14 protein-coding genes are annotated in these 14,623 nt (G+C 65.4%); 6 read left to right on the top strand and 8 right to left on the bottom strand.

Annotated elements, in window-relative coordinates:
- Positions 1–9: 9 nt before the first annotated feature.
- The 6 genes from BJF92_RS22290 to BJF92_RS22265 all read right to left on the bottom strand — a co-directional run bounded on the left by BJF92_RS22290 (position 10) and on the right by BJF92_RS22265 (position 6,583).
- Positions 10–756, bottom strand: coding sequence for an ABC transporter ATP-binding protein (locus BJF92_RS22290; protein WP_075636928.1), 747 nt, complete (start codon positions 754–756; stop codon positions 10–12).
- A complete protein-coding gene (locus BJF92_RS22285; RefSeq protein WP_075636927.1) occupies positions 753–1,586 on the bottom strand; it encodes an ABC transporter ATP-binding protein in 834 nt (277 codons plus the stop codon). The genes BJF92_RS22290 and BJF92_RS22285 overlap by 4 nt, the downstream gene beginning before the upstream one ends.
- Entirely contained in the window at positions 1,583–2,515 is a 933-nt protein-coding gene (locus BJF92_RS22280) for an ABC transporter permease (protein ID WP_075636926.1), read from the bottom strand. Before BJF92_RS22280 ends, BJF92_RS22285 begins: the two co-directional genes overlap by 4 nt.
- Positions 2,512–3,585, bottom strand: a complete 1,074-nt coding sequence (locus BJF92_RS22275; RefSeq protein WP_078058326.1) for an ABC transporter permease — start codon at positions 3,583–3,585, stop codon at positions 2,512–2,514. Before BJF92_RS22275 ends, BJF92_RS22280 begins: the two co-directional genes overlap by 4 nt.
- Positions 3,586–3,813: 228 nt before the next feature.
- Positions 3,814–5,451 (bottom strand): ABC transporter substrate-binding protein, encoded by a 1,638-nt coding sequence (locus tag BJF92_RS22270; RefSeq protein ID WP_075636925.1) that lies wholly within the window; start codon positions 5,449–5,451, stop codon positions 3,814–3,816.
- Positions 5,452–5,494: 43 nt separating this feature from the next.
- Complete coding sequence (locus tag BJF92_RS22265; protein WP_075636924.1) at positions 5,495–6,583, bottom strand: dipeptidase; 1,089 nt, start codon at positions 6,581–6,583, stop codon at positions 5,495–5,497.
- 28 nt (positions 6,584–6,611) lie between these two features.
- Between BJF92_RS22265 and BJF92_RS25380 the strand changes: the two genes are divergently transcribed.
- From BJF92_RS25380 to BJF92_RS22255, 3 genes are all read left to right on the top strand, one after another.
- Positions 6,612–6,920, top strand: a complete 309-nt coding sequence (locus tag BJF92_RS25380; RefSeq protein ID WP_143524151.1) for a hypothetical protein — start codon at positions 6,612–6,614, stop codon at positions 6,918–6,920.
- 123 nt (positions 6,921–7,043) lie between these two features.
- The gene (locus BJF92_RS22260; RefSeq protein ID WP_075636923.1) at positions 7,044–7,895 is read left to right on the top strand and encodes a MurR/RpiR family transcriptional regulator; all 852 of its coding nucleotides are present in this window, start codon (positions 7,044–7,046) and stop codon (positions 7,893–7,895) included.
- 372 nt (positions 7,896–8,267) lie between these two features.
- Positions 8,268–9,425: a GGDEF domain-containing protein gene (locus BJF92_RS22255; RefSeq protein ID WP_075636922.1), complete on the top strand. Its 1,158-nt coding sequence runs from the start codon at positions 8,268–8,270 to the stop codon at positions 9,423–9,425.
- Positions 9,426–9,555: 130 nt separating this feature from the next.
- Here BJF92_RS22255 and BJF92_RS22250 read toward each other — a convergent pair whose 3' ends face one another.
- On the bottom strand, positions 9,556–10,569 hold the full coding sequence (locus BJF92_RS22250) for an AraC family transcriptional regulator (protein ID WP_075636921.1): 1,014 nt from the start codon (positions 10,567–10,569) through the stop codon (positions 9,556–9,558).
- 188 nt (positions 10,570–10,757) lie between these two features.
- On the opposite strand from BJF92_RS22250, the gene BJF92_RS22245 reads away from it, so the two are divergent.
- From BJF92_RS22245 to BJF92_RS22235, 3 genes are all read left to right on the top strand, one after another.
- Positions 10,758–11,264 (top strand): flavin reductase family protein, encoded by a 507-nt coding sequence (locus BJF92_RS22245; RefSeq protein WP_075636920.1) that lies wholly within the window; start codon positions 10,758–10,760, stop codon positions 11,262–11,264.
- A gap of 137 nt (positions 11,265–11,401) precedes the next feature.
- Positions 11,402–12,184 (top strand): SDR family oxidoreductase, encoded by a 783-nt coding sequence (locus BJF92_RS22240; RefSeq protein ID WP_075636919.1) that lies wholly within the window; start codon positions 11,402–11,404, stop codon positions 12,182–12,184.
- A gap of 77 nt (positions 12,185–12,261) precedes the next feature.
- Positions 12,262–13,497 (top strand): styrene monooxygenase/indole monooxygenase family protein, encoded by a 1,236-nt coding sequence (locus BJF92_RS22235; RefSeq protein ID WP_075636918.1) that lies wholly within the window; start codon positions 12,262–12,264, stop codon positions 13,495–13,497.
- 39 nt (positions 13,498–13,536) lie between these two features.
- Here BJF92_RS22235 and BJF92_RS22230 read toward each other — a convergent pair whose 3' ends face one another.
- Entirely contained in the window at positions 13,537–14,619 is a 1,083-nt protein-coding gene (locus tag BJF92_RS22230) for an ABC transporter ATP-binding protein (protein WP_075636917.1), read from the bottom strand.
- Between the last annotated feature and the right edge of the window lie 4 nt (positions 14,620–14,623).

Below are 14,623 nucleotides of genomic sequence, written 5' to 3'. Positions count from 1 at the left end.
GCGACCATCTCAGCGGGCGAAGCCGAGGCTGGCCGTCATCAGATGGCGGGTATAGTCGGCGCGCATCCGCCCGCCGGCAAGATCCGTGGAGGAAAGCGTTTCCACCACGCGACCATGCTGCATCACCGCCAGCCGCTCGCACAGATGGGTGACGACGCCGAGATCATGGCTGACCATGATGAAGGTCAGGCCATGCTCCTTGCGCACCTGCTCCAGCAGATTGAGCACCTCCGCCTGCACCGAGGCATCGAGCGCCGAGGTCGGCTCGTCCAGCAGCAGGATCTTCGGCTCCAGGATCAGCGCGCGGGCAATCGCCACGCGCTGGCGCTGGCCGCCGGACATCTGATGGGGAAAGCGGAAGCGGAAGGAGGGGCCGAGGCCGACCTCGTCCAGCGCCCGGCGGATGCGCGGCTCGGTGTCGCCTATGCCGTGGATGGCGAGCGGCTCCAGAAGCTGGCGGTCCACCGTCTGGCGCGGATGCAGCGAGCCATAGGGGTCCTGAAACACCATCTGCACCCGGCGGTGAAAATCGCGCGAGCGGCGCCTGCCTTTGATCTCTTCGCCTTCGACGGCGATGGTGCCGCCGGCAACCGGCGCAAGGCCCGCCACGGCGCGCAGCAGTGTGGACTTGCCCGAGCCGGACTCGCCCACGAGGCCGAAGGATTCGCCCTTGCCAACCGAGAGGCTGACATCATCAAGCGCGCGATAGGTGTCGAAATAGACATTGAGGTCACGGATATCGAGAAGCGGCGTCATGCGGCCCACTCCGGCTTGCGGTCGAGGACGGGCAGGGGATGGCGGCTTTCGCCGACCTTTGGCACGCAGTCCAGCAACCCGCGGGTATAGGGATGTTTCGCCTCGGATAGTGCGCCCGAGCTCAGCTCCTCCACCACCCGGCCGGCATACATCACCAGCACCCGGTCGCAGAAAGAGGAGACGAGGCGCAGATCGTGGGAGACGAAGATCAGGCCCATGCCGCGTTTCGCCACGAGACCGTCGAGAATGTTGAGCACTTCGAGCTGCACCGTCACGTCGAGCGCGGAGGTCGGCTCGTCGGCAATCATCAACTCCGGGCCGCAGATCAGCATCATCGCGATCATCGCCCGCTGGCCCATGCCGCCGGAGACCTCATGCGGATAAAGGCCGAAGACGCGCTCGGGATCGCGGATCTGCACGGCTTCGAGCATCTCCAGGGCCCGCCGTTTCGCCTCGGCTTTGGTCACGCTTTCATGCGTGCGCAGGGTCTCGACGATCTGCCGGCCGATGGTCATGACGGGGTTGAGCGAATATTTCGGATCCTGCAGGATCATGGCGATCCGCCGGCCGCGCAAGGCGCGGCGTTCGCGCGGGCTGAGCGTCAGAAGATCCTGGCCCTGGAATTCCAGGCGGTCGGCCGAGATCAGCGCCTGCGGGGCGGTTAGCCCCATGATCGCCCGCCCGGTCTGCGACTTGCCGGAGCCGGATTCGCCGACGATGCCGAGACGTTCGCGGCCGAGCGTGAAGGAGACGCCGCGCACCGCCTGGATCAGGCCGGAGCGGGTGGGATAGTGGACCTTGAGGTTTTCGACGGTCAGAAGCGCGCTCATTGGCCGGCCTCCCGGGGATCGAGGGCGTCGCGCAGGCCATCGCCGAGCAGGTTGAAGCCGAGGCTGACGATGAGGATGGCGATGCCGGGCATGGTAGCGACCCACCACTGGTCGAGGATGAAGCGCCGGCCCGAGGCGATCATGGCGCCCCATTCCGGGAGCGGCGGCTGCGCGCCGAGCCCGAGAAAGCCGAGGCCTGCGGCCGTTAGGATGATGCCCGCCATGTCGAGCGTGACGCGCACGATCAGCGAGGAGAGGCACATGGGCATGACATGGCGCAGGACGATGCGGAACGGCGAAGCCCCCATCAGCCTGACGGCGGCGATATAGTCGGAATGGCGCACGCCCAGCGTTTCCGCCCGGGCCATGCGGGCATAGGGCGGCCAGGAGGTGAGCGCGATGGCGAGAATGGCGTTTTCGATGCCGGGCCCGAGCGCAGCGACGAAGGCGAGCGCCAGCACCAGCTTGGGGAAGGCGAGGAAGATATCGGTGATGCGCATCAGCACCGCGTCCACCCAGCCGCCGGCATAGCCGGACACCGTGCCGACCAGCAGGCCGAGCGGCGCGGCGATGATGGCGACCAGCACGACCACGGCCAGCGTCAGCCGGGAGCCATGGATCAGGCGCGAGAGAATGTCGCGCCCCTGATCGTCGGTGCCGAGCAGATAGCTTCCCGTGCCCGGCGGCAGCAGCCGCGCATTGCGCAGGTCGCCCTGCACCGGATTGTGCGGCGCCAGCACATCGGCAAACAGCGCCACGACGATCAGCATGAGGATGATGCCGAGGCCGGCCAGCGCCAGCCTGTTGGCGGAAAAGCGCAGCCAGACCATATAGGCGCGGCCAAGCTGGGCCTGAAGCCTTGAGGCCGGGCGGTCCGACAGCAGCCATTCGCGGCGGCTGAGGACGGGCGTGTCGAGACCTGTCGTCATCGGGTGCGGGTCCTCGGATCGAGCGTCCGGTAAAGCAGATCGGACAGAAGGTTGAGCGCGATGAAGGCCGAGCCGATCGCCAGCGTGCTGCCCAGCACGGCGTTCATGTCGGCGCTCTGCAGCGAATTGGTGATGTAGAGGCCGAGACCGGGCCAGGAGAATACGGTCTCCGTCAGCACCGACCCTTCCAAAAGACCGGCATAGGAGAGGGCGATCACGGTGACGAGCGGCACGGCGGCATTGCGCAGCGCATGGCTCCAGATGATCCGGCTTTCCGAAAGACCCTTGGCGCGCGCGGCGACCACATATTCCTGCGCCAGCTCGTTGAGCATGAAGGAGCGCGTCATGCGGCTGATATAGGCCATGGAGAAATAGCCGAGCAGCGATCCGGGCAGGACGATGTGGCGGAACACATCCCAGGCCACGTCCCACTGGCGCTGCAAAAGCGCGTCCAGCAGGAAGATCTGGGTGATCGGCGTGAAGGTATATTCATAGACGATATCGATACGGCCGGGAAAGGCGACCCAGCCGAGCTTGGCATAGAAGAGCAGGAGGCTCAGCAAGGCCAGCCAGAAGATCGGCACCGAATAGCCGACGAGGCCGACCAGCCGCACGAGCTGATCAATGAGCGTGCCGCGCTTGACCGCCGCCAGCACGCCGAGCGGAATGCCGAGCAGCGTGCCGATCACGGTGCCGAAGGTGGCCAGCTCCAGCGTGGCGGGAAAGACGCGGGCGATGTCGGTCAGAACGGGATTGGTGGTCAGCACGGACGTGCCGAAATCGCCCGACAGGATCTGGCGGACATAGAGGAAGAACTGCTGCCAGAGCGGCAGGTCCAGCCCCATTTCCTCGCGGACACGGGCGATTGCCGAAGCCGGCGCGCGGTCGCCCAGCACCGCCAGAACGGGGTCGATCGGAATGACGCGGCCGATGAAGAAGGTCACCGCCAGAAGGCCGAGATAGGTCGTGACCAGCACGACCAGGAAACGGCCGATGTCGAGCAGGATCTTCTCGGTTTTTCGATGTTTGCGCCCGGGGGGCAGGCTGGGGGATGTGGTCGTCACGGTCATCCGATCAGCTCCGTTGTCTCAAGGCCCACCGTCGTCCGGTGGCCAAAAAAGCCGCGTCATGTCCCCGGCCGAACGACAGTTTGCGTTCGGACACAGGCGATCCTCGCAAGACCGCTGAGCGATCTTGCGCGATGCGCTGCCGGTCTACCCGGAGGCTTCGGCTGACGGGCGACGTGGGGGAGAAAAGGCGCAGGCGCGGGTGTCGCGCCCGCGCCTGCTTCCGGCGCGTCAGTCCTTGGAGATCGTGTAGACGAAGTTGGTGTCGAAGCTCGGGCCGAGCTTGAAGTTCTTCAGCTTTTCCGAATGGCCGGCGATTTCCACCTGCTGGTAGATGATGGCGAAGGGACCATCGGCCAGCACCTTCTTCTGCAGGTCCTGATAAATCGCCGCACGCTTGGCCGCATCCGGCTCCAGCAGGGCCGACTGGGTTTCCTTCGTCAGCGCCGGAACGTCCCAGGCATTGCGCCAGGCGAGCGTCTTATTCTTGCTGTCGTCGGAATTGTCGGTGTTGGAGGTGAAGGTCTCCGCGTTGGAGTTCGGGTCGAAATAGTCCGAACCCCACTGGCCGATATAGAGGTCATGCTTGCGGGAGCGGAACTTGGTCAGCGTCTGCTTGCCGTCGCCGGGAATGATCTCCACCTTGATGCCGGCCTGCGCCGCCGTCTGCTGGAAGCTCTCGGCGATGCCGGTGACCGGCTGGATGTTGCGCACGTCGAAGGTGACGCTGAAACCGTCCTTGAGGCCCGCCTTGGCCAGAAGCTCCTTGGCCTTGGCCACGTCCAGCTTGTAGGGCTTGTCATCGATGGCGCCGAGCTGGCCGGCGGGCAGGAAGGTCTGGTGGATGGTGCCAACACCCTTGATCAGCGTTGCGCCGATCGCATCGTAATCGATCAGATATTTCAGCGCCTCGCGCACTTCCGGCTTGGCCAGATCCTTGTTCTTCTGGTTGAAGCTGATGAAGTAGACCGTGCCCTTCGGCGCCGAAGTGATGACCATGCCCGGCTTCTTGGAAACGGCCTCCATGTCGCCCGGCTCGAGATTGCGGGCGACGTCGATGTCGCCGGCCTCCAACGCCAGACGCTGGCTCGAGCTTTCCTTCATGTAGCGGTAGATCACGCGCTTGAGCTTGGGCTTCTCGCCGAAATAGTTCGGGTTGGCTTCCAGAACCACGGCCTCGTTGGCCTTCCAGGCCATGATCTTGTAGGGGCCGGAGCCGGCATAGCCGGTCTTGAGGAAGCCGTTGCCGAAGTCGGTGTCGTATTTGTACTTCTCGCTCGGCGTCACCGGCTGGGCCTTGGACATGACCAGTTTCTTGTCGACCACGGAGGCGACGGTGGCGGTCAGCACGTTGAGCACGAAGCTCGGCGCATAGGGCTTGTCGACCGTCAGCGTGAAGGTCAGCGGGTCAACGGCCTTGGCCTTTTCCGTGACGTTGTCGCCGGTCAGGCCGAACTGTGTCAGCAGGAAGGCGGGCGACTTGTCGAGCTTGACCGCGCGCTCCATCGAGAAGGCCACGTCCTCGGCGGTGATCGGGTTGCCGGAGGCGAATTTCAGGCCCGGCTTCAGCTTGAACGTATAGGTCAGCTTGTCGTCGGAAACCGACCAGCTCTCGGCCAGTTCGTTGACGACCTCGGCCGTGTTCTCCGGGTTGATACGCACCAGCATGTTGTAGGTGTTGCCGGTGATCTCGGCGGTCGACAGCTCGAAAGCTTCGCCCGGATCGACCGAGATGATATCGTCGAAGGCGAAGCCCTCGACCAGCGTATCGGCCGGCGTGACGGCCCAGGCGGGCGCGGCGCTGACCATCGCAGCGAGGCCGGCGCTGGCCAGCAGAACGGCGAAAGTCTTGCGGATGGGCATATTCATGGCATTCCCCTTGATGTTGTTTTGTTGAATGGACGTGGGTTTTTCAGGCCGCCTGATGCCGCCCGGTGTCGTTCGCGGCGCCCTCGTGCCAGGCCTCGCCCAGCACGCGCAGCCAGTTGTCGCAGCACAGCTTGCTCAAGTCGTCGTCACCATAGCCAGCGGCCTTGAGCGCGTCGATCAACGCCTGATTGCCGGCGGCATCGCTTATTGCCCGCGGGATCGTCGCGCCGTCGAAGTCCGAGCCGAGCGCGACGCCGTCGATGCCGAGGCGGGCGACGAGGTGGTCGATGTGGCGCACCATGTCGGAGAGCGGCGTCGCCGCATCGTCGAGGCCGTCGGGGCGCAGCATGGTGGTGGCATAGTTCAGGCCCACCACGCCCCGGCTCTCGCGAATGGCGTCGAGCTGCCGGTCGGTGAGGTTGCGCGCCACCGGCGTCAGCGCATGGGCATTGGAATGGGTGGCGATCAGCGGCTTGTCCGTGGTGCGCGCCACGTCCCAGAAGCCCTGTTCGGTGATATGGGCGAGATCCACGGCAATGCCCAGCCGGTTGCAGGCCCTGACCAGCGCGAAGCCGTGCTCGGTCAGGCCCGGCCCCGTATCCGGCGACATGGGGAAGGCGAAGGGAACGCCGTGGCCGAAGATGTTGTGCCGGCTCCACACCGGGCCGAGCGAGCGCAGGCCGGCGGCATGGAAGGTTTCGAGTTCGGCCAGATCCGGGCCGATCGGCTCGCAACCTTCCAGATGCAGCACGGTGGAAAAGCGCCCGGCGGCCATGGCCGCGCGGATTTCGGCCGTGCTGCGGCACAGCTGCCAGCCGCCGCCCGCTTCGATGTCGCGGGCGATGCCGAGCATGGCCTTGGCGATCTCCAGCGCCTGCGGCTGGGCCACCGGCTCGGCCATGGGCGTCACATAGGCGCCGTCCGTGGCGGGATGGCTGACGACGAGGCCGCCTTCGGAGGGGACAAAAATGGCGCAGAGCCCGCCGGCAAGGCCGCCGGTACGGGCGCGCGGCAGGTCGATATGGCCCGCGCCATCGCCATCGCGAAAGGCCGCGACCGGATCGCGACCGTCAAGCGACAGCGTCCAGAGCCGGAACAGGACATCATTATGGCCGTCGAAAACCTGCTGCATCGAATTCCGCTTTCATCAGGCCGCAGACATGCCGAAGCCGTTGCCGGCAGCGTTCTGCGCTTGCCGGCTTTTCAAGATTGATCGTTCTGTGTTGCGCACAGCTGGGCCTTCAAGGCCGCATGCGCTCACGCGCTGCCCTGCTCGTCAGGTCGCTCTGTATGGCTGTCCCGGCTGGCTGTTCATGATTCCCCATCGTCTCTTTTTAATTTCTGCACTGAGTAAAATTCATATCGTGCGGCGCGTCAATAAAATAGATTGCTTCGTACCATATCTTTTGCATTCTATCGTGAGTGGCCGGGAATTTTTAGAAATTGAATTGCAAAACAGTGCCTTGTGATATGTTATGATCGAAACATTCCGCCACCACCCGGCTTGAGCCCTGGGTGGTGCGGGGCGCGGACAGGGGTATCGGCATGAAAACGAACCTGGCGGGCAGGGCAGGATCCTCGGAGCGCGCGGCATGACGGACCTTGCGCAGACCATCGCCTCGGCGCAGGCGAGCCTGACCAAGCTCGAGCAGCGGATCGCCGATTACCTGCTCAGCCGGCCCGAGGTCGTGGCGATCGAGTCCAGCGCCGAGATCGCCAAGAAGCTCGATGTCAGCCCGATGACCGTCAGCCGCTTCTTCAAGAAGCTCGGCTATGAGAGCTCGCTGGAAGCGCGCAGCAAGATCAAGGCCGATCTCTACGCCCATGGCGCCGCCCGTCTCGACAACCGCTACGGTGATTTCAGCCTGTCCCTCGGCGGGCGCGATCTCAACAGCGATCATCAGGTGGCGCTGACGGCGATCAATTGCGCCCTGGAACATCGCCGCACCTTTCTCTGGCGCGAGGTGGTGCGCCTGGTGGCGGAGACCGAGGCGGTCTTTCTGGCCGGTTTCCAGACCATGCATTATCTGGCGGGGGGCCTGGCCATGCGCCTGCGCTACATCCGCAACAACGTCACGGTGCTTGATGGCGCGGATGGTGTGTACGGCGAATTCTTCGCCTCCGGCGCCAAAGGCAAGGTGCTGATCATCATCGACACCTTTCGTTATGGCGCCAATGGTCCGCGCCTGGCGCGGGCCGCGCGGGAAGAGGGGGCCGAGGTCATCGTGTTCTGCGACGAGCTGTGCGACTGGGCGGCGGAGCTGACCGACAAGACCATCGTCTTTCCCAGCGAGTCCTATTATTTCCTCGGCCTGCCCGTCGGCATCAATTTCAGCCTCAATCTGCTGATGCAGGACGTCGTGCTGGCGCTCGGCGAGCGCGGCAAGGCGCATGTGGAGCGGATCTCCGTGTCGCAGGACAGGTTCGGCGCCTACAGCAAATAGATGCCGGCCCGTGCCGGTCGACGGGGTCTTGCCCGTGAGGAAGGTTTCTTTAGGATTCGCGACTAGGCTTCGTGGTCTCAGCGTGCGGCGGGACGGATTGCAGAAGGCTCTTTGCCGAGAGAATCGAACGGAAAGCAGTTCGCGCGTCGATGATGTCGGTTTTCAGGTCTGCAGCGGATTTTTCTGAAGACCGGTTCGCGCCTTTCGGTCGGATGCGCCCGTCTGTGACGCCTGCCCGCATGCGATTGCCGGACGTTGGCATTGGAAAGACGAGTAACCAGCGGCTTTGGGGATTTCCAAGGCGAAGACAAGAGCGAGAGCACGCGGCTTGCGGGTTCGGCCGGAGGCTCTCCTTGAACATCAGGAACGACCGTGGACATTTCGACCGTCCTCCTTCTGCAGAAGACATCCTACATTGCCGGTGCGATCGTGCTTCTGTTCATGCGCAGGACCCTGCCCAATACGGATGGCGTCGTGGCGATTGCCGCCTGCTTCGCGCTTCTGTCCATCGGCTCGACCATTGCGGCCGGTCTTGATCCCCAGGCGTGGAACTACGCAATTCTCGCCTGGACGACGCTGCTCATGGGCGTCGCCGCCTATGCGCTCTGGGCCATGGGATTGACGCATCTGAGCGGACAAAGCCGGCGGATCTCGCTATGGCACGTCTTTGGCGTGACGCTGGCGGTGATGGCGCCAGCCACACTTGCCGGGCTTCATGCAGTCGACAGCGTTCGCGGAGCCCTGTTCATGGGGATGGCCTGCGCCAGCCTGATCTTCTCCGCCATCGTCGTGTGGCGCGACAATGCCGTGGAGCCGCTCAGGGTTCGCCCGCTTCTCGCGGGGGTGACGGGGGCAAGCGGCCTTCTATGCGGTGTTGCGGCCGTGGAGTTTCTCACCAATGAGTTCTGGCTGATTTCGCCCGCGTCGATCTTTTTCCTGCTGATCGTGACGAAATTCCTGTTCACCTACCTCGTCACCGTGCTGATCAGCGAGCGGCAACATATCAAGCTGCAGCGTCTTGCCGACACGGACGGGCTGACCGGCGTCGCAAACCGCCGCGCCTTCGAGCGCTCGGTCGGTCCGCAGCTGAAGGCGGACGACGTGATCCTGCTGATCGACGTCGACAGGTTCAAATCGATCAACGACCGCTTCGGCCATGCCGGCGGCGATGACGTGCTGAAGTCGATCGCCGAGACGCTGCGCCATCTCACACCGCGCAATGGTCTGGTCGCACGCTATGGCGGCGAGGAGTTCTGTGTTCATCTGCCTGTAGAGGCCGGCGATGCCGCCCAGATCGCCGAGCGCATGCGCGCCGCCATCGAGCGCCGCCAGCTCGAAAGCGAGATGGGCGAGATCGTGCACGTCACCGTCAGCATCGGTCTGGCGCGGGTACGGGAAAGCGAGGACGATCTGCGCAGCGCCTGCAGCCGCGCCGACAAGGCGCTCTATCACGCCAAGAACGCCGGCCGAAACCGGGTGCTGTCCTTCGACGATGGCCGGACCATCACGCGGATGCGCTCGGCGCGGTGATGCGCGGCGCAGAGACAACGGCATCGCGCACTGTATGCCGGCCTGTCGCAGGTTCGGATTGTGCCTTCGCGATCACGCCGTGCTTCCGAGCGCCGGACCGAATAGCGGTTCCGGCTTTTCGGTTCGCTGCTCACGTCCTCATACCATGCCTCGCCTGCGGCAGCCCCCGGCGCAACGTCTGCGAGGGTGTTTCGCCGTAGCGATCCCGATAGGCCGCAGCCGCCCGGCCGAGATGGCCGAGCCCGCAGTCGAAAACGGCATCGGCGACCGTCAGCGCCTCCTCCGGCCGCAACAGCTTCGCCCGGAGCTTCTCCAGCCTTGCGGCCTGCAGCGCCTCGATCAGCGTCATGCCGCGCGCCTTGCGAAAGGCGTCCTGCAGGCTGCGCAGTGAGAGGCCGGCGGCGGTGGCGATTTCCGCCGTGGTGATGGGGTGGGCGGCGTGGGCCTCGATGAAGGCCTGCGCCCGGCGCACCGGGGCTGGTGCATCCACGGTGCCTGGCCGGGGCGAGGGGGCGCTACGGTTGTGGCCGAGCCCGTTGAACAGGAGACTGATCAGGCCATCGCGCAGCAGCAGGCGATAGGCTTCCGGCAGCGGCAACGGACTGACGGCGGCGGCCGCCATCAGGACGGCATGCTGCAGCGCCGCCCGTCCCACGGGGGCTGTGAGATCGATCTCCGGCGAAAATTCCACAGGCCCGTCGCGCCCGCCGTCGAAGGCGGCGGCGTGGCACTCCACGGCCGCGCGCTCGATCAGCACGATCAGCTTCTCGCAGCCCTCCATCCAGCGCATGCGGGTTGCAAGCGTCGGGGACAGCAGGCTGGCGCGCCGCCCGGCGGCGGCCTCCACCATGGCCGTGCCGCAGCGCACCCGCGCATGCCCCTTGAGCGGCAGCTGAAGCAGGAAGAAGCGCGACAGCTCCCCCGGATCGATCTCCACCTCCGCGCCATAGGAAACGAGGTTGACCGAATAGCCGGGCCCATCGGCCACGGCATGGCGGGCGTGGAAGCGGGCGCGGGCGCGATCGGTCACATCGAGGAAATGCGGACAGAAGATCCGGCCGATCGCCTCGCGCGCCTCGTCGATCGCGCGGGTGTCCACCCGCCGGTGATGGGAGAAATCGATGGTCTGGCTGGCGATCTTCATGCGGCATGTCCTTGTTTCAAGACGGGGCATCAAGACGGGGGCGTTCGGGCGGGCGCAGGGTGCTTGCCCTGCCGGATCTGGACAATCGCCCGCGCAAAACGGATTGCGAAGCGACGGGCTCTGCCGGATCATCCTTGAAAATTGAAGCATAAAATAAATGCGAACTCCATCGCAAAAGGGAACAGACCATGGGCAGCGACGATTTTCGCGCCGGCATGCGCAAGCTCGCAGGCGGCGTCACCATCATCACCTCTCTCGACCTTGACGGCCGGCGCTGCGGGCTGACGGCCACGGCCGTCTGCTCGCTTTCCACCGATCCGCCCTCGCTGCTGGCCTGCGTCAACCGCGAAAGCTCGGTGGCGGCCGTGGTCGAGGCCAGCGGCGTCTTCGCCGTCAACGTGCTCGGCCTCGATCATCAAGGCGTGGCCGAAGTCTTTGCCGGACGGGCGGGCCTTGCGCGGGAAGAGCGCTTCGGCGCTGCCGGCCTCTGGCACCGGCGGGTGACCGGCGCGCCAGTGCTCGGCGATGCCGCTGTCGCCTTTGAATGCCGGCTGGCCGAGGTCAAGCCCTTCGGCACGCATCTGATCCTGATCGGCACCGTGGCCGCCACGCATCTGGCCGACTGCCTCGACGGCCCGCTGATCTATGGCAACGGCGCCTTCTCCCGGCTTGCCGCCATGCCGGCGATCGCCTGACGGGCCGGATCATCGCATCCACAGAACAATCGGAAGATGCCGTGGCACTGCCGGGGCACGAGCCGCGCTGCCCGATTGCGCCTGCGCGCGCCCATGCCTCGAAGCCCTGGCCATTAACAAGCAAAAAGGGGAACTGCATGCGTGGATTGAACGGAAAGACCGCGATCATCTCCGGCGGCGCGACACTGATCGGGCGCGGCGTGGCCGAGGTGCTGGCGTCTTATGGCGTCACGCCCGTGATCGCCGACATCAATGCCGCGGGCGGCCGCGCCGTGGCCGCGGCGGTGCCAGGCGCGCATTTCATCGAGACGGACATTACCAGCGATGCCAGCGTGGCCGCGCTGGTGGCCAAGGTGGTGGAGACCACCGGCCGGCTGGATTTTCTCGTCAACGTCGCCTGCACCTATCTCGACAATGGCGCTGAGACCACGCGCGCCGACTGGCTGAAGGCGCTGGATATCAACCTCGTCGGCTCAGTCGTGCTGATGCAGGCCGCGCGGCCGCATCTGGCGAAGAACCGGGGGGCGATTGTCAATTTCGGATCGATCTCCGCGCGCCTCGCCCAGACCGGGCGCTGGGTCTATCCCGTTTCCAAGGCCGCGATCCTGCAGCTCACCCGCAACCAGGCCATGGATCTCGCCAGCGACGGTATCCGCGTCAATGCCGTCTCGCCCGGCTGGACCTGGAGCAATGTCATGGTGGAACTGACCGGCGATGTCAGGGAAAAGGCCGACAAGGTGGCCGGCGCCTTTCACCTGATCAAGCGCACTGGCGGCCCGGACGAGGTGGCCGAGGCCGTGGCCTTCCTGCTGTCCGACCATGCGAGCTTCGTCACCGGAACCGACCTGCGCGTCGATGGCGGCTACACCGCCATGGGCCCGGAGCGGGCCGAGCCGGCCATTCCGCTGCTGATGGAATAAGCACAGGACCCGCGCGTCGCGCCCACCTTCGACAATGACATGCCAGAAGAAGCAGTTTCGCAAAAAAGGGGAATGAGATGAGCAGAGAAAAGTCCTTTACCATCGTCGGCGGCGGCCAGTCGGGCCTCCAGCTTGCCTGCGGACTGCTGGCGGCGGGCCATCAGGTCGAGGTCGTCCAGAACCGTACGGCTGAGGAGATCGCTGGCGGGCGGGTTCTGTCCAGCCAGTGCATGTTTCACACCGCTCTGGAAAACGAGCGCGCGCTTGACCTGAATTTCTGGGAGGACAGCTGTCCGCCTGTCGACTCCATCAACTTCGTGGTGCCGGCGCCCGATGGCGCGGGCAAGGCCGTGGATTGGAACGGCAAGCTCGACCGCAAGGCGCAGAGCGTCGACCAGCGCGTGAAGATCCCGCGCTGGATGGCGGAGTTCACCGCGCGCGGCGGCCGCCTGACCATTCATGATGCCGGGATCGAGGATCTGGAGGCTTATGCCAAGCGCAGCGATCTGGTGATCGTCGCCGCCGGCAAGGGCGAGATCGCCCGCATGTTCGAGCGTGACGCCGCACGCTCCCCCTTCGACAAGCCGCAGCGAGCGCTGGCGCTGACCTATGTCACCGGCATGGAAGCGCGCCCTGACCATTCCGCCGTCAATTTCAACCTGATCCCCGGCGTCGGAGAATATTTCACCTTCCCGGCGCTGACCACGTCAGGCCCTTGCGACATCATGGTGTTCGAGGGCCTGCCCGGCGGCCCGATGGACTGCTGGAAGGAGGCGACGACGCCCGAGGCGCATCTGGCGGTGTCGCAGCGCATCCTCGACAGCTTCCTGCCCTGGGAGGCCGAGCGCTGCCGCGACATCGCGCTCACCGACGACAATGGCCGGCTGGCCGGCGCCTTCGCCCCCACCGTGCGCAAACCCGTCGGACGCCTGCCCTCCGGCGCCGTCGTGCTCGGCATGGCCGATGCCGTCTGCCTCAACGATCCGATCACCGGCCAGGGCTCCAACAATGCCTCGAAAGCGGCGAAATGCTATCTCGACGCCATCCTCGCCCAGGGCGACCGGCCCTTCGACGAGGCCTTCATGGTCGCGACCTTCGAGGCCTATTGGGCCTATGCCCAATTCGTCGTCGGCTGGACCAATGCGCTCTTGATGCCGCCGCCGCCGCATGTGCTCAACATCATGGGCTCGGCTCAGGCCTATCCGGCGCTGGCACGCCGCATCGCCAATGGCTTCGACGATCCGCGCGACTTCTTCCCCTGGTTCGCCGTGCCGGAAGAGGCGGATGCCTATCTGGAAAAGCTGGCGGCCTGAGGCGGACGAGGCGCGCGAACCTTCGTGTCATGTGCTGCGCTACCGAATGCGTAGCCCGGCTGCGTCGAACAGCAGCGCCTTGCTGGCATCGAAGCCGGCGGCGAGCACTTGGCCGGCCTTGAGGTGGCGGCCGTTGCGGGTGGAGACGATGATGGTCTCGCCCGAGCGCGAGCGGCCATAGGCGAAGGTTTCGCCGCCCAGATGCTCGAACATGTCGATCTCGATCGGCAGGCTCTCCGCGCCGCCCTCGGTCAGATGCTCCGGGCGGATGCCCAGGCGGATCTCCGTGCCCTCGGCCGGCGCTTCGCCGGTGAGCGGAATGACGAGGCGTCGCTCGGCAAAGCCATCCAGCCGCACTTCCGCCGCGCCGGGCAGCCGCGCGGTCACCTGTCCTGTAAAGACATTGATGCGCGGCGCGCCGATGAAGCCGGCGACGAAGAGATTGGCCGGGTCGTCATAGAGGTCGAGCGGCGCGCCCACCTGTTCCACCTGGCCGGCGCGCAGCACCACGATCTTGTCGGCCAGCGTCATCGCTTCCACCTGATCATGGGTGACATAGATCACGGTGGTCTTCAGTTCCTTGTGCAGCCGGGCGATTTCCACGCGCATGTGCACGCGCAGCTCCGCATCGAGGTTGGACAGGGGTTCGTCGAACAGGAAGACCTTCGGATTGCGCACGATCGCCCGGCCGATCGCCACGCGCTGGCGCTGACCGCCGGAAAGCGCCTTGGGCTTGCGCTCCAGAAGCGGTTCCAGCTCCAGGATGCGCGCGGCGGACTGGACGCGCCGCGCGATCTCCTGCTTGTCCATGCCGGCAAAGCGCAGCGCAAAGCCCATGTTTTCGCGCACCGTCATATGCGGGTAGAGCGCATAGGACTGGAACACCATGGCGATGCCGCGCTGAGAGGGATCGACATCGTTCATGGTCTGGCCGCCGATGGTCAGCGTGCCCTCGCTGATATCCTCCAGCCCGGCGATCATCCGTAGCAGCGTGGACTTGCCGCAGCCGGAAGGGCCGACGAAGACGACGAACTCGCCGGCGCGGATGTCGAGATCCACGCCCTTGATCACGTCGAGGACGCCGAAGGTCTTTCTGACAGCCTGAAGACGAACATCCGCCATGGCT

Source organism: Xaviernesmea rhizosphaerae (assembly GCF_001938945.1).
GTDB classification, from domain to species: domain Bacteria; phylum Pseudomonadota; class Alphaproteobacteria; order Rhizobiales; family Rhizobiaceae; genus Xaviernesmea; species Xaviernesmea rhizosphaerae.
Note: the sequence above shows the minus strand (reverse complement) of the source record. Positions and strands in the feature narration are given on the sequence as shown.